17 protein-coding genes are annotated in these 17,801 nt (G+C 66.5%); 8 read left to right on the top strand and 9 right to left on the bottom strand.

Features of this window, described 5'->3' with window-relative positions; genetic code table 11:
• Positions 1-112 precede the first annotated feature (112 nt).
• Positions 113-883 (top strand): COG4705 family protein, encoded by a 771-nt coding sequence (locus CFB43_RS14035; RefSeq protein ID WP_089495484.1) that lies wholly within the window; start codon positions 113-115, stop codon positions 881-883.
• A 51-nt stretch (positions 884-934) separates the two neighbouring features.
• On the opposite strand, the gene dut is transcribed toward CFB43_RS14035, so the two are convergent.
• The 5 genes from dut to CFB43_RS14010 form a co-directional block, all read right to left on the bottom strand.
• On the bottom strand, positions 935-1,381 hold the full coding sequence (dut, locus tag CFB43_RS14030) for a dUTP diphosphatase (protein ID WP_021160741.1): 447 nt from the start codon (positions 1,379-1,381) through the stop codon (positions 935-937).
• Between the two features lie 55 nt (positions 1,382-1,436).
• A complete protein-coding gene (coaBC, locus tag CFB43_RS14025; RefSeq protein ID WP_089495483.1) occupies positions 1,437-2,648 on the bottom strand; it encodes a bifunctional phosphopantothenoylcysteine decarboxylase/phosphopantothenate--cysteine ligase CoaBC in 1,212 nt (403 codons plus the stop codon).
• 67 nt (positions 2,649-2,715) lie between these two features.
• A complete protein-coding gene (gene lspA / locus CFB43_RS14020; protein ID WP_069248662.1) occupies positions 2,716-3,216 on the bottom strand; it encodes a signal peptidase II in 501 nt (166 codons plus the stop codon).
• 2 nt (positions 3,217-3,218) lie between these two features.
• Positions 3,219-6,056 (bottom strand): isoleucine--tRNA ligase, encoded by a 2,838-nt coding sequence (gene ileS, locus CFB43_RS14015; protein ID WP_089495482.1) that lies wholly within the window; start codon positions 6,054-6,056, stop codon positions 3,219-3,221.
• Positions 6,057-6,160: 104 nt separating this feature from the next.
• Positions 6,161-7,153 carry a bifunctional riboflavin kinase/FAD synthetase gene (locus tag CFB43_RS14010; protein ID WP_089440845.1) on the bottom strand — a complete coding sequence of 331 codons (993 nt, stop codon included), beginning with the start codon at positions 7,151-7,153 and terminating at the stop codon, positions 6,161-6,163.
• Between the two features lie 123 nt (positions 7,154-7,276).
• Here CFB43_RS14010 and purN point away from each other — a divergent pair, with 123 nt between their 5' ends.
• The 6 genes from purN to nadC all read left to right on the top strand — a co-directional run bounded on the left by purN (position 7,277) and on the right by nadC (position 14,405).
• Entirely contained in the window at positions 7,277-7,939 is a 663-nt protein-coding gene (gene purN / locus CFB43_RS14005) for a phosphoribosylglycinamide formyltransferase (protein WP_039368183.1), read from the top strand.
• Positions 7,936-9,201, top strand: coding sequence for an RsmB/NOP family class I SAM-dependent RNA methyltransferase (locus CFB43_RS14000; RefSeq protein WP_089495481.1), 1,266 nt, complete (start codon positions 7,936-7,938; stop codon positions 9,199-9,201). The genes purN and CFB43_RS14000 overlap by 4 nt, the downstream gene beginning before the upstream one ends.
• 18 nt (positions 9,202-9,219) lie before the next feature.
• The gene (locus tag CFB43_RS13995) at positions 9,220-10,584 is read left to right on the top strand and encodes a mechanosensitive ion channel family protein (RefSeq protein ID WP_089495480.1); all 1,365 of its coding nucleotides are present in this window, start codon (positions 9,220-9,222) and stop codon (positions 10,582-10,584) included.
• A gap of 221 nt (positions 10,585-10,805) precedes the next feature.
• Positions 10,806-11,999, top strand: coding sequence for a DesA family fatty acid desaturase (locus CFB43_RS13990; RefSeq protein WP_089426146.1), 1,194 nt, complete (start codon positions 10,806-10,808; stop codon positions 11,997-11,999).
• 304 nt (positions 12,000-12,303) lie between these two features.
• Entirely contained in the window at positions 12,304-13,440 is a 1,137-nt protein-coding gene (gene nadA, locus CFB43_RS13985) for a quinolinate synthase NadA (RefSeq protein WP_089495889.1), read from the top strand.
• Positions 13,440-14,405 carry a carboxylating nicotinate-nucleotide diphosphorylase gene (gene nadC / locus CFB43_RS13980; protein ID WP_256989989.1) on the top strand — a complete coding sequence of 322 codons (966 nt, stop codon included), beginning with the start codon at positions 13,440-13,442 and terminating at the stop codon, positions 14,403-14,405. Before nadA ends, nadC begins: the two co-directional genes overlap by 1 nt.
• Positions 14,406-14,496: 91 nt before the next feature.
• Here nadC and nadB read toward each other — a convergent pair whose 3' ends face one another.
• The 4 genes from nadB to radC form a co-directional block, all read right to left on the bottom strand.
• The gene (gene nadB / locus CFB43_RS13975; RefSeq protein WP_046544591.1) at positions 14,497-16,083 is read right to left on the bottom strand and encodes an L-aspartate oxidase; all 1,587 of its coding nucleotides are present in this window, start codon (positions 16,081-16,083) and stop codon (positions 14,497-14,499) included.
• Between the two features lie 160 nt (positions 16,084-16,243).
• Positions 16,244-16,411 carry a 50S ribosomal protein L33 gene (rpmG, locus tag CFB43_RS13970; RefSeq protein ID WP_006478046.1) on the bottom strand — a complete coding sequence of 56 codons (168 nt, stop codon included), beginning with the start codon at positions 16,409-16,411 and terminating at the stop codon, positions 16,244-16,246.
• Positions 16,412-16,428: 17 nt separating this feature from the next.
• The gene (gene rpmB / locus CFB43_RS13965; protein ID WP_004186391.1) at positions 16,429-16,662 is read right to left on the bottom strand and encodes a 50S ribosomal protein L28; all 234 of its coding nucleotides are present in this window, start codon (positions 16,660-16,662) and stop codon (positions 16,429-16,431) included.
• Positions 16,663-16,899: 237 nt separating this feature from the next.
• Positions 16,900-17,673, bottom strand: coding sequence for a RadC family protein (gene radC / locus CFB43_RS13960; protein WP_089495479.1), 774 nt, complete (start codon positions 17,671-17,673; stop codon positions 16,900-16,902).
• Here radC and CFB43_RS38820 point away from each other — a divergent pair.
• The gene (locus CFB43_RS38820) at positions 17,672-17,797 is read left to right on the top strand and encodes a hypothetical protein (RefSeq protein ID WP_256989988.1); all 126 of its coding nucleotides are present in this window, start codon (positions 17,672-17,674) and stop codon (positions 17,795-17,797) included. The genes radC and CFB43_RS38820 overlap by 2 nt on opposite strands.
• The last annotated feature ends 4 nt before the right edge of the window (positions 17,798-17,801 follow it).

Raw genomic sequence — 17,801 nt, 5'->3', positions numbered from 1 at the left:
CCGATTTCCCGTTCGCTAAGGTTGCGTTAAGCCCGCGGCGATTAAATTCGATCCTGTCTGCAAGGCCGGCCGGCATGCGCCGGCTTGCCGCTTTCCTGCAAAAGGGGTTCGAATGAACAAACTTCCCGAAATTACGCTCGCGTTCTGGATCATGAAGATCTGCGCGACGACGCTCGGCGAAACTGGCGGCGACCTGCTGTCGATGACGCTGAACGTCGGCTACGCGGTGAGCTCCATCCTGCTGTTCGGCTTCTTTCTCGTGACGCTGGGCGCGCAGCTCAGGACGACCCGCTATCGCCCGGCGATCTACTGGGCCGTGATCGTCGCGACGAGCACGGCCGGTACGACGATGTCCGACTTCATGGACCGCACGCTCGGCCTCGGCTATGCGGCCGGCTCGTCGATTCTCGTCGCGATCCTGCTGGCGATCTTCGCCGTGTGGCGCCTCAGCGGCGAATCGCTGTCGGTCGACCTGATCCGCACGCGCAAGGTCGAACTGCTGTACTGGATCGCGATCCTGTTCTCGAACACGCTCGGCACTGCGCTCGGTGACTTTCTCGCGGACAGCTCGGGGCTCGGCTTCGGTGGCGGCGCGCTGCTGATCGGCGGGCTGCTCGCGGTGATCGTGCTGGCGCACTATTTCACGCGGATCTCCGGCGTGCTGCTGTTCTGGGCCGCGTTCGTGCTCACGCGCCCGTTCGGCGCGACGGTCGGCGACCTGTTGACGAAGCCGGTGGCGAAGGGCGGCCTCGCGCTCGGCACGATCGGCTCGTCGGCCGTGCTGCTCGGCGTGCTGGTCGCGATGGTGATCTACGCGATCGTGGCTCATTCGCGGCAGCGCGACCTGACGCCCGCGCGGATTGCACAACCCGTCGAGGAATGACGGCGAAGGATTGAAAAAAAGGGGCCGCGGCCCCTTTTTTCGTTGCGTCGTTCAGTGACGGCCGGTGCTGCCGAAGCCGCCCTCGCCACGATCGCTTTCGGCGAAGTCGTCGACGATGTTGAACTGCGCCTGCACGACCGGCACGATCACGAGCTGGGCGAGCCGCTCGAACGGATTCAGCACGAACTCGGTCTGGCCGCGGTTCCACGTCGAGACCATCAGCTGGCCCTGGTAGTCGGAATCGATCAGGCCGACGAGGTTGCCGAGCACGATGCCGTGCTTGTGGCCGAGGCCCGAGCGCGGCAGGATCAGCGCCGCGTAGCCGGGATCGGCGAGATGGATCGCGAGGCCGGTCGGCACGAGCGTCGTCTCGCCCGGCTGCAGCGTGACCGGTGCATCGAGGCACGCACGCAGGTCGAGGCCCGCGCTGCCGGTGGTCGCGTAGGCGGGCAGGTAGTCGCGCATGCGCGCGTCGAGGATCTTCAGGTCGAGTTTCATGCGGTCGTCGGATGAGTCGGGAAGGGCGCGGCGGCAACGGCCGCCGCGCGGGAGATCAGATCAGGCGGTTGTCGGGCAGGCGCTTCGCGATTTCCGCGACGAGCGTGTGCGCGAGTTCGTCCTTCGGTGCGCGCGGCAGGCGCGTGAGGCCGGCGGCCTCGAACAGCACGACTTCGTTGTCGTCGCGGCCGAACGTCAGCGGGCCGAGGTTGCCGACCAGCAGCGGCACGTTCTTGCGCTTGCGCTTCTCGTCGCCGTGCACGTCGAGGTCGCCGCTTTCGGCCGCGAAGCCGACGCAGAACGGCGGATCGGGCAGCGCCGCGACCGATGCGAGGATGTCGGGGTTCTCGACGAACGCGAGCTCGGGCATCTTGCGGTCGGCCGTCTTCTTCATCTTGTGCTCGGCCGGCTGGGCGACGCGCCAGTCGGCGACTGCAGCCACCGCGATGAAGATGTCGGCATCGGCGACCGCATGCATGACCGCGTCGTACATCTGCTGCGCAGTCTGCACGTCCTGGCGGTAGACGCCCCACGGCGTGTCGAGCGCCACCGGCCCCGCGACGAGATGCACGTCGGCGCCGGCCTGCTGCGCGGCGCGCGCGAGCGCGAAGCCCATCTTGCCGCTCGAGCGGTTCGTGAGGCCGCGCACCGGGTCGAGCGGTTCGAACGTCGGGCCGGCCGTGATCAGCACGCGCCGGTGCGCGAGCACCTTCGGCGCGAAGTGCGCGACGATCGCTTCGTAGATCGCCTCGGGCTCGAGCATGCGGCCGTCGCCGACTTCGCCGCACGCCTGCGCGCCCGAATCCGGGCCGAGTACCGACACGCCGTCCGCGCGCAGTTGCGCTGCGTTGCGCTGCGTGGCCGGGTTCTGCCACATCTGGCGGTTCATCGCGGGAACGACGAGCAGCGGGCAGTCGCGCGCGACGCACAGCGTCGACAGCAGATCGTCCGCGAACCCGTGCGCGAGCTTCGCGAGGAAATCCGTCGACGCGGGCGCGATCACGATCGCATCGGCTTCGCGCGACAGGTCGATGTGCGCCATGTTGTTGCCGACGCGCGCGTCCCACTGGCTCGTGTAGACGGGCCGGCCCGACAGCGCCTGCATCGTGACGGGCGTGATGAACTGGGTGGCGGCTTCGGTCATCGCGACCTGCACGGTCGCGCCGGCCTTCACGAGCAGCCGCGTGAGCTCGGCGATCTTGTAGCAGGCGATGCCGCCGGTCAGGCCGAGAACGAGGTGTTTTCCTGCGAGTTCTGCGTGTGCCAACTCAGGCCTCCAAGGGTCAAACGGAACGGCCGGCGCGAAGCCGGCCGTCGACGCCGAGTATGCGCGCTTAGCGCGAGCCGCGCACGCGACGCAGTTCGTCGTAGATCAGCAGCACCGCGCCGACCGTGATCGCGGAATCGGCGAGGTTGAACGCCGGGAAGTGCCAGGCGCCGAGATGGAAATCGAGGAAGTCGATCACATGGCCGTAGACGAGCCGGTCGATCACGTTGCCGAGTGCACCGCCGAGGATCATCGCGAGCGACAGGCTGAACAACCGCTGCTGGCCGTGACGCTTCAGCAGGAAGCAGATCACGAGCGTCGCGGCGATGCCGAGCGCGGTGAACGCCCAGCGCTGCCAGCCGCCCGCGGTCGACAGGAAGCCGAACGCGGCGCCGCGGTTGTACACCAGCACGAGGTTGAAGAACGACGTCAGCTCGTGCTGCGCGCCGTACGCGAACGTCTTCAGGATCGCAATCTTCGACAGCTGGTCGAACAGGATCACGATCAGCGAAATGCCGAGCCAGGGCGCAAGCGCGCCGCTGGCCGGTTTCGACAGGGTCTTCGCCATGGTTAAGCAGCGCTCCGGATTTCGCCGTTTTCGAACAGGTTGGAGAAGCAGCGGCCGCACAGCGTCGGATGATCGGCATGCGCGCCGACATCTTCACGGTAGTGCCAGCAGCGCTCGCATTTCTGGTACGTCGACGCAGCCACGTCGACGCTTTCCTGTGCTTCGTCATCGACCCTGACGACCGTCGCGGCCGACGTGATCAGCACGAACTTCAGATCGTCGCCGAGGCTCGTGAGCGCGTCGTAGCGTGCGCCGCTCGCGTGCACCGCGACTTCGGCCTGCAGCGACGAACCGATGCGGTTCGCGGTGCGTGCTTCCTCGAGCGCCTTCGTCACGTTGCCGCGCACCTCGCGCAGCAGCGCCCACTTCTCGATCAGCGCGGCCGAGCCGTCGACTTCCGGATACGCGTAGTAGGTTTCCGTGAAGATCGTGTCGCTGGCCGGCTGGAACACCTTCCACGCTTCTTCCGCCGTGAACGACAGGAACGGTGCGAGCACGCGCAGCAGGCCGTGCGTCAGGTGGTACAGCGCCGTCTGCGCGGAACGGCGTGCGCGCGAATCGGCCGCGCTCGTGTACAGGCGGTCCTTCAGCACGTCGAGGTAGAAGCCGCCGAGATCTTCCGAGCAGTACGTCTGCAGCTTCGCGACGACCGGGTGGAATTCGTACTTCTCGTAGTGGCCGAGCAGCTCAGTCTGAAGCTGCTGCGAGAACGCGACCGCATAGCGATCGATCTCGAGCCATTCGTCGACCGGCACGGCATGCTGCGCGAAGTCGAAGTCCGACAGGTTCGCGAGCAGGAAGCGCAGCGTGTTGCGGATGCGGCGGTAGCCTTCGGTCACGCGCTTCAGGATCTCCTCGGAGATCGCGAGCTCGCCCGAGTAGTCGGTCGACGCGATCCACAGGCGGATGATTTCCGCGCCGAGACGGTTCGCGACTTCATGCGGGTCGATGCCGTTGCCGAGCGACTTGCTCATTTTGCGGCCTTCGCCGTCGACCGTGAAGCCGTGCGTCAGCAGGCCCTTGTACGGCGCGCGGCCGTCGATCATCGACGCCGTGAGCAGCGACGAGTGGAACCAGCCGCGGTGCTGGTCCGAGCCCTCGAGGTAGAGGTCGGCCGGGAACTGCAACTGATCCTTGTGCGAGCCGCGCAGCACGTGCCAGTGCGTCGTGCCCGAATCGAACCACACGTCGAGCGTGTCGCGGTTCTTTTCGTACAGGTTCGCGTCGTCGCCGATCAGCTCGCGCGGGTCGAGCGTCTGCCACGCCTCGATGCCCGACTGCTCGACGCGCTTCGCGACTTCCTCGAGCAGCTCGAGCGTGCGCGGATGCAGCTCGCCGGTTTCCTTGTGCACGAAGAACGCCATCGGCACGCCCCACTGGCGCTGGCGCGACAGCGTCCAGTCGGGACGGTTCGCGATCATGCTGAACAGGCGCTGCTTGCCCCACGACGGGTAGAACGCGGTCGCGTCGATGCCTTCCAGCGCGGTTTCGCGCAGCGTCTTGCCGCCGTCGCGCGGCGTCACGTCCATGCCGGCGAACCACTGCGACGTCGCGCGGTAGATGATCGCCGTCTTGTGGCGCCAGCAGTGCATGTAGCTGTGCTTGTAGTGCTCGCTGCGCAGCAGCGAGCCAGCCGCGTTCAGCGCGTCGACGACCTTCGGGTTCGCGTCCCAGATCGACAGGCCGCCGAACAGCGGCAGCGATTCGATGTAGCGGCCGTCGCCCATCACCGGGTTGATGATGTCCGAGTCGGTCATCCCGTGTGCCTTGCAGGACACGAAGTCCTCGATACCGTATGCGGGCGACGAGTGCACGACGCCGGTACCCGTGTCGGTCGTCACGTAATCGCCGAGGTACACGGGTGCGGTGCGCTTGTAGCCGGGGTGAGCCGACGCGAGCGGGTGGTGGAAGCGCAGGCCCGCGAGCTTCACGCCCGGCGCGGTCGCCACGACGCGGCCCGTCAGCTTGAAGTCGGTCATGCAGGCTTCGACGCGTTCTTCCGCGATGATCAGCAGCCCGCGCTCGGTGTCGACCAGCGCGTAGACGATTTCCGGATGGAGGTTCAGCGCCTGGTTCGCGGGGATCGTCCACGGCGTGGTGGTCCAGATCACGATGCCGCCTTCGGCGCGCGGCAGCGCCGGCAGGCCGAACGCCTGCGCGGTCTTTTCCGGTTCCGCGAACGCGAACATCACGTCGATCGTCGGATCGGTGCGGTCCTTGTACTCGACTTCCGCTTCCGCGAGCGCCGAGCCGCAGTCGAAGCACCAGTTCACCGGCTTCAGCCCGCGATACACGTAGCCCTTCTCGATGATCTTGCCGAGCGCGCGGAGCTCTTCCGCCTCGTTCACGAAGTTCATCGTCTTGTACGGGTTGGCCCAGTCGCCGAGCACGCCCAGGCGCTTGAAGCCGACCTTCTGCTTCTCGATCTGCTCGGTCGCGTACGTGCGCGCCTTGCTCATCACTTCGGCCGCCGGCAGCGACTTGCCGAACTGCTTCTCGATCTGGATTTCGATCGGCATCCCGTGGCAATCCCAGCCCGGCACGTACGGCGCGTCGAAGCCGGCCATGTTGCGCGACTTGACGACGATGTCCTTCAGGATCTTGTTGACGGCGTGGCCGAGGTGGATGTCGCCGTTCGCATACGGCGGGCCGTCGTGCAGGATGAACTTCGGCCGGCCGGCGCTGGCCGCGCGGATCTTCTCGTAGATGCCGCGCTCTTCCCATTCCTTGACCCACTGCGGCTCGCGCTTGGGCAGGTCGCCGCGCATCGGGAACGGCGTGTCGAGCAGGTTGACCGGATACTTGGCCTGCGGTTTCGAATCGGCTTTCTTGTTGCTCATGATGGAATCGCTATCTCAATCTCGGGGGACGCGCGAGCGTCGTGAATCGGGTATGCGCGCGACTGGGCGGCGCGAGGGTGCGGCGCGGGGCGCCGCCGTCCGGATCAGCTAATTCGGTCGGTGGCCGACGTCGCGAAGCCCGTGGCGCGGCTGCCCGGCGCACGGTCGCGCTCGATGAAGTACGCACGCGCATTCGCGACGTCCAGCGCGATCGCGCGCGACAGCGTCTCGAGATCGTCGAATTTCGCCTCGTCGCGCAGCTTCTTCAGGAATTCGACGCGGATGAGCTTGCCATAGGCATCGCCGTGCCAGTCGAGCAGGTGGACTTCGAGCAGCACGCGGCCCGAATCGTCGACGGTCGGGCGCAGGCCGAGGCTCGCGACGCCCGGCAGCGGGGCGGGGCCGAGGCCGTGCACCTGCACGACGAAGATGCCCGCGAGCGCCGGCCGCTTGTGTGCGATCGGCAGGTTCAGCGTCGGGAAGCCGAGGTCGCGGCCGAGCTTCAGCCCGTGCGCGACGTGGCCGCTGATCGCATAGCCATGGCCGAGCGCCTGCGCGGCCGCATCGAGATCGCCGGCCGTGAGCGCGGCGCGCACGCCCGAGCTCGAGATGCGCGTGCCGTCGCTGCCGGCCACCGTACCCATCTGCTCGACCTCGAAGCCGTATTGCGCGCCGGCTGCCTGCAGCGTGTCGAAGGTGCCCGCGCGTTTCGCGCCGTAGCAGAAATCGTCGCCGACCATCATCCAGCGCGTGTGCAGCCCGTTCACCAGCGTGCGTTCGACGAACGCCTGCGGCGACTGGCTCGCGAACGTGTGGTTGAAATGCTCGACGACCACGCGGTCGACGCCGTGATCGCGCAGCGCCTCGAGCTTGTCGCGCAGCATCGCGATGCGCGGCGGCGCGCCGGCCGGGTTGAAGAATTCGCGCGGGTGCGGTTCGAACGTCATCACGCACACGGGCAGGCCGCGCGCGTCCGCTGCCGCGCGCACGCGCGCGAGCAGGGCCTGGTGGCCGCGATGGACACCGTCGAAGTTGCCGATCGTCAGCGCGCACGGGGCGCGGCTCTCGGCGTTGGGCAGGCCGCGGAAGACTTTCACGATAGCGGATGCAGCGTCGGGGGAATGGGCGGTGGGATGCCGCAAAGCAGAAGATTATAAACGTTCGGGCGGGCCGGCGGCCGAGAAGGGGGGAAACGCGGGGGCGAATGGTAAAATTCGCGGATGAAAAAACTCGTGATCCTGATTTCCGGTCGCGGCAGCAACATGGAGGCCATCGTCCGCGCGTGCGCGCAGGAACGCTGGCCGGCCGAGGTTGCGGCCGTGATCGCCAACCGGCCCGACGCGGCCGGCCTGGCATTTGCCGCGTCGCACGGGGTGGCGACGGCGGTGGTCGACCACCGGTCGTTCGACGGCCGCGACAGCTTCGACGCGGCGCTCGCCGCCGAGATCGACCGATTCGCGCCCGATCTCGTGGTCCTCGCCGGCTTCATGCGCATTCTCACGCCCGCATTCGTCAGACGATATGAAGGCCGGCTGCTGAACATCCATCCGTCGCTGCTGCCGAGCTTCAAGGGCATCCACACGCACCAGCAGGCGCTCGACGCAGGGGTCGCGCTACATGGCGCGAGCGTGCATTTCGTCATTCCCGAACTCGACAGCGGCGCGATCGTCGCGCAGGGCGCGGTGCCCGTGCGCGCGGGCGACGACGCGGCCGCGCTCGCGCAGCGTGTGCTGACGGTCGAGCATGTGCTGTATCCGCGCGCGGTGCGCTGGTTCATCGAGGGGCGTCTGCGCCTCGAGAACGGCCGTGCAGTGGTGGCGCCGGAAGAGGCGCGCTGGATTTTCGCGGATCAACCGCATACCGAAACGAGTGAGGGCGTATGAAACTGCACGGATTCCTGATCGGCCAGACCGAGACTTTGTTGGCCGAGGTGCTGAAGTTCGCCGGCCCCGCCGATGCGACGACGAGCCGGTTCTTCCGCGCGCATCCGAAGCTCGGGCATGCCGAGCGCGGCGTGATCGCCGAGGCCGTGTTCGCGGTGCTGCGCCGCAAGATGGAGTTTTCGCATCTCGCCGAGAGCGGCACGGGCACGCCCGCGCGGCGCCTCACGCTGCTCGGCCTGATGCAGACGGCTGGCCGCAATGCGCTGAAGCCGTTCCTGTCCGACACCGAGTCCGCATGGCTCGAGCACGTGTCGAAGATCGATCCGGCGAGCCTGCCGGTGCGCATCCGCACGAACCTGCCCGACTGGATCCACCAGGCCTTGTCGGCCCGTTTCGACGCCGACGAGCTCGCGCAGCTCGCGGCCGCGCTGAACTACCCGGCGCCGCTCGACCTGCGCGCCAACGTGCAGAAGGCCAGCCGTGACCAGGTCATCGACGGACTGCGCGCGGAAGGCATCGATGCGGGCGCGACGCCGTTTTCACCGTTCGGCGTGCGCGTGGTCGGCAAGCCGGCGCTGACGCGCCTGAGGCTGTTCGAGGAAGGCGCGATCGAGGTGCAGGACGAAGGCAGCCAGCTGCTGTGTTCGCTGGTCGCGCCGCGCCGCGGCGAGATGGTCGTCGATTTCTGCGCGGGGGCGGGCGGCAAGACGCTCGCGCTGGGCGCGATGATGCGCTCGACCGGGCGCCTCTACGCGTTCGACGTGTCGGAGAAGCGCTTGGCGAAGCTGAAGCCGCGCCTCGCGCGCAGCGGCCTGTCGAACGTGAACCCCGTGCTGATCGACAGCGAACACGACGCGAAGATCAAGCGGCTCGCCGGCAAGATCGACCGCGTGCTGGTCGATGCGCCGTGCAGCGGGCTCGGCACGCTGCGCCGCAACCCGGACCTGAAGTGGCGCCAGACGCGCACCGCGATCGACGAGCTGACGCCGAAGCAGGCGTCGATTCTCGCGAGCGCCGCCCGCCTGGTGAAGAAGGGCGGCCGGCTCGTCTACGCGACCTGCAGCGTGCTCGACGCCGAGAACGAACGCATCGTCGAACAGTTCCTGGCCGACCATCCCGACTTCGTGCTGGTGCCGGCGCAGAAGGTGCTGGACGACCAGCGCATCGAGCTCGAGACGGGCGACTACCTGTCGCTGTGGCCGCATCGCCACGCGACCGACGGCTTCTTCGCCGCGGTGCTCGAACGGCGCGCTGCGCAGTAACGGCGGGCTGGACGGACGATGGAGAATCTGCAGAGCCGCCTGCTGTCGCACCGGCTGGCATTGGTCATCCGCGATTTCCACCAGCCGGTGATGATCTGGCAGGCGGCGATCCTCATCGGCGCGCTGTGCTTCGCATGGGTGGCCGCGCGCTTCGTGCACGGCCGGATCGACGCGCGCCGCCGGGCGGCCGGACGTGCGCCCGGCGCGGGCGCGCAAAGCCTGAAGCGCGCGTTGTTCCCGCTGTTCGGCGGCCTGTTCGTGGGCGGCGCGCAGCTCGCGTTCGACCCGTTCATGTCGACGTCGCTGCTGTCGCTCGCGCTCGTGCCGCTGTTCGGCATCGGGCTGATCTACGTGCTGTTCTTCTTTGCGCGGCGCGTGTTCGCGCGCGACGGCCACACGCATGCATGGCTGTCGATCGTCGAGAAGATCGTGTCGACCGTCGTGTGGGCCGCGATGGTGCTGACCGTGCTCGGCATCCAGCGTGACGTGCTCGGCTGGCTCGACAGCGTGCAGTTCCGTGTCGCCAATGCTCATCTCACGCTGCTGTCGGTAATTTCCGGCGCGCTGTGGGTGTGCGTGACGCTGATGGTCGCGATGTGGCTCGGCTCGGTGCTCGAGGATCGCCTCACACGTGCGAGTACGCTCGACGCGAACCTGAAGGTCGTGCTGTCGCGGGTCGGCCGCGCGCTGCTCGTGTTCGCGGCAATCCTGATCGGGTTGTCGCTGGTCGGCATCGACGTGACGGTGCTCGGCGTGTTCGGCGGCGCGGTGGGTGTCGGCCTCGGTTTCGGGCTGCAGAAGATCGCCAGCAACTACGTGTCGGGCTTCATCATCCTGCTCGACCGCTCGCTGCGGCTCGGCGACGCGATCAGCGTCGGCGGTTTGCAGGGCGTGGTCACGCAGATCCGCACGCGCTACACGGTCGTGCGCGGCCTCGACGGCAACGAGACGCTGATCCCGAACGAAAAGCTGATCACCGACGTCGTGCAGAACCAGTCGTCGTACCTGACGCGCGGCTACGCGAAGGTCGCCGTGCAGGTCGCGTATACGAGCGACGTCGAGCACGCGCTCACGCTGCTCGCCGATGCGGCCAAGGGCGTGCCGCGCGTGCTGGCGGAGCCTGCTCCGACCCCGTATCTGGTGAGTTTCGGGGCGGACGGGATCGACCTGGAGCTCGGTTTCTGGATCGAGGATTCGGCGAAAGGCACGTCCGGCGTGCGTTCGAGCGTGAACCGGAACATCTGGCGCCTGTTCAGCGAGCACGGGATTTCGATTCCGTTCCCGCAGCGCGAGGTGCGCGTCGTCGGGTTGCCCGACGCCTTTCCCGCCACGGGTGTGACGGCCGGCAACGGCGCCGCGGACGGGCACACACCGGCGGCATGACGCGCGCTGGTCGTCAATCGTATCGACCCCGCGGCCGGAACCGGATCGCGGGCCTTTCCCAGTCCGCCCATGGACTGGGTTTGTTGCGTCAGGGCAAGAAAATGTTCATTTTTTACAAAGACTTGGAACGGTTGAAGTAAAATTCTGGTCTACACGCGGTATGCTTTCATTTTTCTGACGCTCGGCGCGTGCCGGCGTCGCTCTCATCACAGGTAACTGCCTTGTTGAATTCCCTGCTCGATTTTCTTTCCCACGGGCTCCTGCATTTCTCGTGGTGGCAGGTCGCGTTGTTCGCGCTCGCCGTCACGCACGTCACGATCATCGGCGTGACGGTCTACCTGCACCGCTGCCAGGCGCACCGCGCGCTTGAGCTGCATCCGATCGCGAGCCACTTCTTCCGCCTCTGGCTGTGGATGACGACCGGCATGCTGACCGGCCAGTGGGCCGCGATTCACCGCAAGCACCACGCGAAGTGCGAGACCGAGGAAGATCCGCACAGCCCGCAAACGCGCGGCATCTGGAAGGTGTTCCTCGAAGGCGCCGAGCTGTATCGCGCGGAAGCGAAGAACGAAGAGACGATGCGCAAGTTCGGACACGGCACGCCGAGCGACTGGGTGGAGCGCAATGTCTATTCGAAATACCCGATTCTCGGCATCAGCCTGATGATGGTGATCGACGTCGCGCTGTTCGGCGTGATCGGCCTGACCGTGTGGGCCGTGCAGATGGTCTGGATTCCGTTCTGGGCGGCTGGCGTCGTCAACGGCTTCGGTCACTTCTGGGGCTATCGCAACTTCAACTCGGCCGACGCGAGCACGAACCTGTTCCCGTGGGGCATCGTGATCGGCGGCGAAGAGCTGCACAACAACCACCACACGTTCGCGACGTCGGCGAAGCTGTCGAACAAGTGGTACGAGTTCGACATCGGCTGGATGTACATCCGCATCATGTCGGCGTTCGGTCTCGCGAAGGTGAAGAAGGTCGCGCCGACGCCGCGCCTGAACAAGCCGAAGACGGTGCTCGACCAGGAAACGCTGCAGGCCGTGCTGTCGAACCGCTACGAAGTGATGGCGCGCTACGGCAAGGCCGTGAAGCGTGCGTACCGCCAGGAGCTTGCGCACCTGAAGGAAATCGGCGGCGAGAAGTACCAGATGATGCGCGGCGCGCGCAAGTGGTTCCACAAGGACGCCGACGGCCTCGACGAGCCGCAGAAGAAGCTGCTGCCGGAAATCTTCGCGAACAGCCAGAAGCTGCAAACCTACTTCCAGCTGCGCCAGGATCTCGCCGCGATCTGGGATCGTTCGACCGCATCGCGCGAACAGCTTCTCGCGCAATTGCAGGATTGGTGCCATCGCGCAGAACAAAGCGGTATCAAGGCGCTGCAGGAATTTGCGACGCGCCTGCGCCGCTACGCCTGATTCGAAATCGATTAGAATCTAAGGACGTCAAAAACCCCGCGTTGGCGGGGTTTTTTATTTGGTCCGCCGGTTTTTGAATGGTGATCGGCAGGGCCGGATTGGTATGAGGCTTGGGGCAACGTGGAAGTGTTGCTCCGGGGCGAACGCAGGGGATGGGATCGGAGTGGGCGCTAACGCGCTAACTCGGGTCGACCGCGAAGCATGGGATCGGAGTAAGCGCTAAAGCGCTAACGCTGATCGACCGCGAAGCATGGGACCAGCGTAAGCGCTAAAGCGCTAACGCTGGTCGACAGGAGATATGGAGATGCAATCGACGATCAAACCCGTCGAGTACGACCGGCCCGTTGCAGCAGGGACCGTGTGCGGCGTGGGGCAGGCCTGGGCCAAGGTGCCCGATGCACCGTCCGCCGAAGAGCGGGCCGCGCTGAAAGCGCGCATCAAGGCATTGCTCGTGCGCGAAAAGGCCGTGCTGGTCGCGCACTACTACGTCGACGCCGAGTTGCAGGAACTCGCCGACGAAACCGGCGGCTGTGTCGCCGATTCGCTCGAAATGGCCCGCTTCGGCCGTGACCACGACGCCCAGACGCTGGTTGTCGCCGGCGTGCGCTTCATGGGCGAAACCGCGAAGATCCTGAGCCCGAACAAACGCATCCTGATGCCCGATCTCGACGCGACCTGCTCGCTCGACCTCGGTTGCCCCGTCGACGAATTCTCGGCGTTCTGCGATGCGCATCCCGACCGTACCGTCGTCGTCTACGCGAATACCAGCGCCGCCGTGAAGGCGCGCGCGGACTGGATGGTCACGTCGTCGATCGGCCTCGAGATCGTGGCCGACCTGCACGCGCGCGGCGAGAAGATCATCTGGGCGCCGGATCGCCATCTCGGCAGCTACATCCAGAAGAAAACCGGCGCGGACATGCTGCTGTGGCAAGGCTCGTGCCTCGTTCACGACGAATTCAAGGGTATCGAGCTCGACCTGCTGCGCGCCGAGTATCCGGACGCGAAGGTGCTCGTCCACCCGGAATCGCCGGAAAACGTCGTCGCGCAGGCCGATGTGGTCGGCTCGACCACGCAGCTGATCGATGCGGCGGTCAAGCTCGACGCGACGCACTTCATCGTCGCGACCGATCTCGGCATCCTGCACAAGATGCAGCTTGCGGCGCCCGGCAAGACCTTCGTCGCCGCGCCGACGGCCGGCAACAGCGCCACCTGCAAGAGCTGCGCGCACTGCCCGTGGATGGCGATGAACGGCCTCGCGAACCTCGCCGACGTGCTCGAACGCGGTCACAACGAGATCTTCGTCGATCCCGCGATCGGCGAGCGCGCACGCCTGCCGATCGACCGGATGCTCGATTTCGCGGCCGCGCACAAGAAGCGCGTGCAGGCGAGCGGCGATCTGCAGCGTGACCAGCAACTGTTCGCGAACGTGGGGGCTGCGTAATGAATAGCTCCCACGCTCACATTCGTTCGCTGGCCCCCGAGGGGGCGGCCCCCCCCCTTGGGGGCGGCCCGGCGGAAGGCGGCGCGAGCGCCGCAGTATCCCCGCTCTTCAACATCGTCCGCGAGCAGTACGGCGCGGCATTCGACGATGCGATCGCGCGCAACGTGGCCGATGCGATCGCGGAAGACGTTGGCACCGGCGACCGGACCGGGCGGCTCGTACCGGGCGGCGGACGTCGCCGTGCACGCATCATCGTGCGCGAGGAGGCCGTGTTGTGCGGCGTGCCGTGGTTCGAGGCCGTGATTGCCCGGATCGATCCGGCGATCGTCGTGCAGTGGCGCTATCGCGAAGGCGATCGTATGTCGCCCGATTCGACCGTCTGCGAACTCGAAGGGCCGGCGCGCGCGCTGCTGACGGCCGAGCGCAACGGATTGAACTTCTTGCAGCTGCTGTCGGGCGTCGCGACCGCGACGCGTCGTTATGTCGATCGCGTCGAAGGCACGCGCGCGAAGATCCTCGATACGCGCAAGACGCTGCCGGGCCTGCGGCTCGCGCAAAAGTATGCGGTGCGCGTCGGCGGCGGTGAGAACCAGCGCCTCGCGCTGTATGACGGCATCCTGATCAAGGAAAACCACATCGCGGCGGCAGGCGGTGTCGGCGAGGCACTCGACGCGGCGTTTGCGCTGGACTCGGGCGTGCCCGTGCAGGTCGAAGTCGAGACGCTTGCACAACTCGATACGGCGCTCGCACATCACGCGCAGTCGGTGCTGCTCGACAACTTCACGCTCGACATGATGCGTGAAGCGGTGCGCGTGGCGAACGGCAAGGCCGTGCTCGAAGTGTCGGGCGGCGTCAATTTCGATACGGTGCGTGCGTTCGCGGAAACGGGGGTCGATCGCATCTCGATCGGCGCGCTGACGAAGGACGTGCGCGCGACGGACTATTCGATGCGGATCGTCGACTGACCGAACGCGCTCGATCAGACAAAAAAGCCGTTGGCGCGCAAACGCCAACGGCTTTTTTCCTGTGCGGCCGCAACCGGGAAGGGTGTGCCGCTCAACGACGCGCGCGCGGCGTGAGCACGCTCGGCAGCGCCTTCGGCAGCGAGTTCGGCCAGTCGCGGCTGTAGTGCAGCCCGCGGCTTTCGCGGCGCGAGTGCGCGCTCTTCACGATCAGCGTCGCCACGTCGACGAGGTTGCGCAGTTCGAGCAGGTCGCGCGTCACGCGGAAGTTCGCGTAGTACTCCTGGATCTCGTCGCGCAGCAGCGACAGCCGGTGCTTCGCGCGTTCGAGGCGCTTGTCGGTGCGCACGATGCCGACGTAGTTCCACATCAGGCGGCGCAGCTCGTCCCAGTTGTGCGCAACGACGACTTCCTCGTCCGCATCCGACACACGGCTTTCGTCCCACGCGGGCAGCGTGGCCGGCGTTTCGGCATCGAAGCCGGCCGCTTCGATCGCCTCGGCCGCCGCGCGGCCGATCACGAGGCATTCGAGCAGCGAGTTGCTCGCGAGCCGGTTCGCGCCGTGGAGCCCCGTATACGACGTTTCGCCGACCGCATACAGGCCCGCGAGATCGGTGCGCCCGGCGAGGTCGGTGACGACGCCGCCGCACGTGTAGTGTGCGGCCGGCACGACGGGAATCGGCTCTTTCGCGATGTCGATGCCGAATTCGAGGCAGCGCGCGTGGATCGTCGGGAAGTGTTCGCGCAGGAACGCTTCCGGCTGGTGGCTGATGTCGAGATACACGCAGTCGATCCCGCGCTTCTTGATCTCGAAGTCGATCGCGCGCGCGACGATGTCACGCGGCGCGAGTTCGGCGCGCGGATCGTGCGCGGGCATGAAGCGCGTGCCGTCGGGCAGCTTCAGCAGGCCGCCTTCGCCGCGCACGGCTTCGGAAATCAGGAACGACTTCGCATACGGATGGAACAGGCAGGTCGGGTGGAACTGGATGAATTCCATGTTCGACACGCGGCAACCTGCGCGCCACGCCATCGCGATGCCGTCGCCGGTCGCGGTGTCGGGGTTCGTCGTGTACAGGTAGACCTTGCCGGCGCCGCCCGTGGCGAGCACCGTATGCGGCGCCTCGATCGTGATCGTGCGGTCGTTGTCGACGTCGAGCGCGTACAGGCCGTGACAGCGGCGGCCGGGCAGGCCGAGCCGGTCCGACGTGATCAGGTCGATCGCGTGGTGGTTTTCGAAGAACGTGATGTTCGGATGCTGGCGTGCACGCGCCGACAGCGTGGCGAGCACCGCATGGCCGGTCGCGTCGGCCGCGTGGATGATCCGGCGGTGGCTGTGGCCGCCTTCGCGCGTGAGGTGGAAGCCGAGCTCGGCCGCGTCGTCCTTCGTGAACGGCACACCCTGCGAGATCAGCCATTCGATCGCTTCGCGGCCGTGCTCGACGATATAGCGCGTCGCGCCTTCGTCGCACAAGCCGCCACCGGCGACCAGCGTGTCGTCGACGTGGTTCTCGATGCTGTCCGCCGAATCGAGGACTGCCGCGATGCCGCCTTGCGCGTTATCGCTCGCGCCCTCCATCATCGACCGTTTCGCGATCAGCGCGACACGTCGCGTGCTGGCCAGGTTGAGTGCGACCGACAGCCCTGCCAGGCCGCTGCCGACGATCGCCACGTCGAATTTCATGCTGCATCTCCATCGTTACGCTTTTGATCTTGTGCGTTCCGGCAGCCGTGGCCGCGGAAAGGGAAGAGCATACCGCGTCGCGCCGGAGCGTGCGCGCAAAACAAAAAGCCCCGCATGTGCGGGGCTTTTCGGTCGCCGTCAGGCTGGCAGAAACCGGAGATTACTTGATCTTGGTTTCTTTGTATTCCACATGCTTGCGGACGACGGGATCGAACTTCTTGATCGCCATCTTTTCCGGCATGTTGCGCTTGTTCTTCGTGGTCGTGTAGAAGTGACCCGTACCAGCGGTCGACTCAAGCTTGATCTTGTCGCGTGCGCCTTTTGCCATGATTGTGCTCCTTGGGCTTAGGCTTCGCCGCGTGCGCGCAGGTCAGCGAGCACGGAATCGATGCCGTTCTTGTCGATCAGGCGCAGGCCGGCGTTCGAGACGCGCAGGCGCACCCAGCGGTTTTCGCTCTCAACCCAGAACCGGCGGTTTTGCAGGTTCGGCAGGAAGCGACGCTTGGTCTTGTTGTTGGCGTGGGAAACGTTGTTGCCGCTCATCGGCGCTTTCCCAGTTACTTGGCATACGCGTGCCATGAGAGCACTCCTAATACGCTAAATTCGGGGTTCGATCGCCGATGAAGGTTCCATCGTACCGCCACGTGATCCATGGCTGCACTCAGAACGCCGAAGCCCTTACAGACAAGGCCCTTCGATGGCTAGAACTGGTTGGAAAAAAGACAGACGGCGATTCTAGCAGAAAAAGTTCAGAAAAATCAAACCTAATTTCGCATCGCCGTTGCGGCGCCGTTGGGCGGGCCGCAACCGCACAGTCTACATCCAACCGGCCCGTGCGAACGAAAAAGTATCACTGGTGCCGATCACGACGTGATCGAGCAGCCTGACATCGACGAGCGCGAGCGCGTCGTGCAGCACGCGGGTCAGGCGGCGATCCTCCGCGCTCGGCTGCACCGCGCCCGACGGATGGTTGTGGGCAACGATCAGTGCCGCTGCGTTGTATGCGATCGCGCGTCGCACGATCTCGCGCGGGTAGACGGCCATGCGCGTCAGCGAGCCGCGCGTGATTTCCTCCATGTCGATCAGGCCGTGGCGCGCGTCGAGGTAGACCGCGGCGAACACTTCGTACGGACGCGCGCCGATCTTCAGCCGCAGGTAGTCCTCGACCGCGCCGGGCGAATCGATCGGCTTCTTCTCGTGCGCTTTCTCCTTCAGCATGCGACGCGCGATCTCGATGACGGCGACCAGTCGCGCGGCGCGCGCGGGGCCGATGCCGGGGTGTGCCTCGAAATCGCCGGTGGTCGCCTCGAGCAATCCGTGCAACGACTTGAACTGCTTGACCAGTGCGCGGGCGGTGGTGAATACGTCGTGCCCGGGCTTGCCCGTGCCGAGCAGCAGGGCGACCAGTTCGTCGTCGGTCAGCGCCGCCGGCCCGCGCTCCAGCAGTCGCTCGCGTGGCCGCTCGGGCCGCCAGCCGCGCAGGCGGCGCTTGCGCCGGTGGATCGGGATGACGCGGCCGGGCGGATCGGCCGGCAGATCGGTGCTGTCGCGGCATTCGACGGGCGGCAAGGCTGGGCAGGGTGACAGCATGCTTGAAACTCCATTGGCGGCGGGCGGTGTGCGCGACGTCGTCGCACTTTCCGCCTTGCGCGCTCAGGTGACTTACAATATTGGTTTTGCGCCGGGCCTTTCGGCCGTATCGGGCGCCGACTGAACGA

It is taken from the genome of Burkholderia sp. AU15512 (assembly GCF_002223325.1).
In the GTDB taxonomy this organism is placed as follows: domain Bacteria; phylum Pseudomonadota; class Gammaproteobacteria; order Burkholderiales; family Burkholderiaceae; genus Burkholderia.
This window is presented reverse-complemented; position numbering and strand designations above follow the sequence as displayed.

Coding starts and splice junctions, on each gene's coding strand:
- CFB43_RS14035 (WP_089495484.1), top strand. CDS start 113: ATGAACAAACTTCCCGAAATTACGCTCGCGTTCTGGATCATGAAGATC.
- dut (WP_021160741.1), bottom strand. CDS start 1,381: ATGAAACTCGACCTGAAGATCCTCGACGCGCGCATGCGCGACTACCTG.
- lspA (WP_069248662.1), bottom strand. CDS start 3,216: ATGGCGAAGACCCTGTCGAAACCGGCCAGCGGCGCGCTTGCGCCCTGG.
- ileS (WP_089495482.1), bottom strand. CDS start 6,056: ATGAGCAACAAGAAAGCCGATTCGAAACCGCAGGCCAAGTATCCGGTC.
- purN (WP_039368183.1), top strand. CDS start 7,277: ATGAAAAAACTCGTGATCCTGATTTCCGGTCGCGGCAGCAACATGGAG.
- CFB43_RS14000 (WP_089495481.1), top strand. CDS start 7,936: ATGAAACTGCACGGATTCCTGATCGGCCAGACCGAGACTTTGTTGGCC.
- CFB43_RS13995 (WP_089495480.1), top strand. CDS start 9,220: ATGGAGAATCTGCAGAGCCGCCTGCTGTCGCACCGGCTGGCATTGGTC.
- nadA (WP_089495889.1), top strand. CDS start 12,304: ATGCAATCGACGATCAAACCCGTCGAGTACGACCGGCCCGTTGCAGCA.
- nadC (WP_256989989.1), top strand. CDS start 13,440: ATGAATAGCTCCCACGCTCACATTCGTTCGCTGGCCCCCGAGGGGGCG.
- nadB (WP_046544591.1), bottom strand. CDS start 16,083: ATGAAATTCGACGTGGCGATCGTCGGCAGCGGCCTGGCAGGGCTGTCG.
- rpmG (WP_006478046.1), bottom strand. CDS start 16,411: ATGGCAAAAGGCGCACGCGACAAGATCAAGCTTGAGTCGACCGCTGGT.
- rpmB (WP_004186391.1), bottom strand. CDS start 16,662: ATGGCACGCGTATGCCAAGTAACTGGGAAAGCGCCGATGAGCGGCAAC.
- CFB43_RS38820 (WP_256989988.1), top strand. CDS start 17,672: ATGCTTGAAACTCCATTGGCGGCGGGCGGTGTGCGCGACGTCGTCGCA.
- radC (WP_089495479.1), bottom strand. CDS start 17,673: ATGCTGTCACCCTGCCCAGCCTTGCCGCCCGTCGAATGCCGCGACAGC.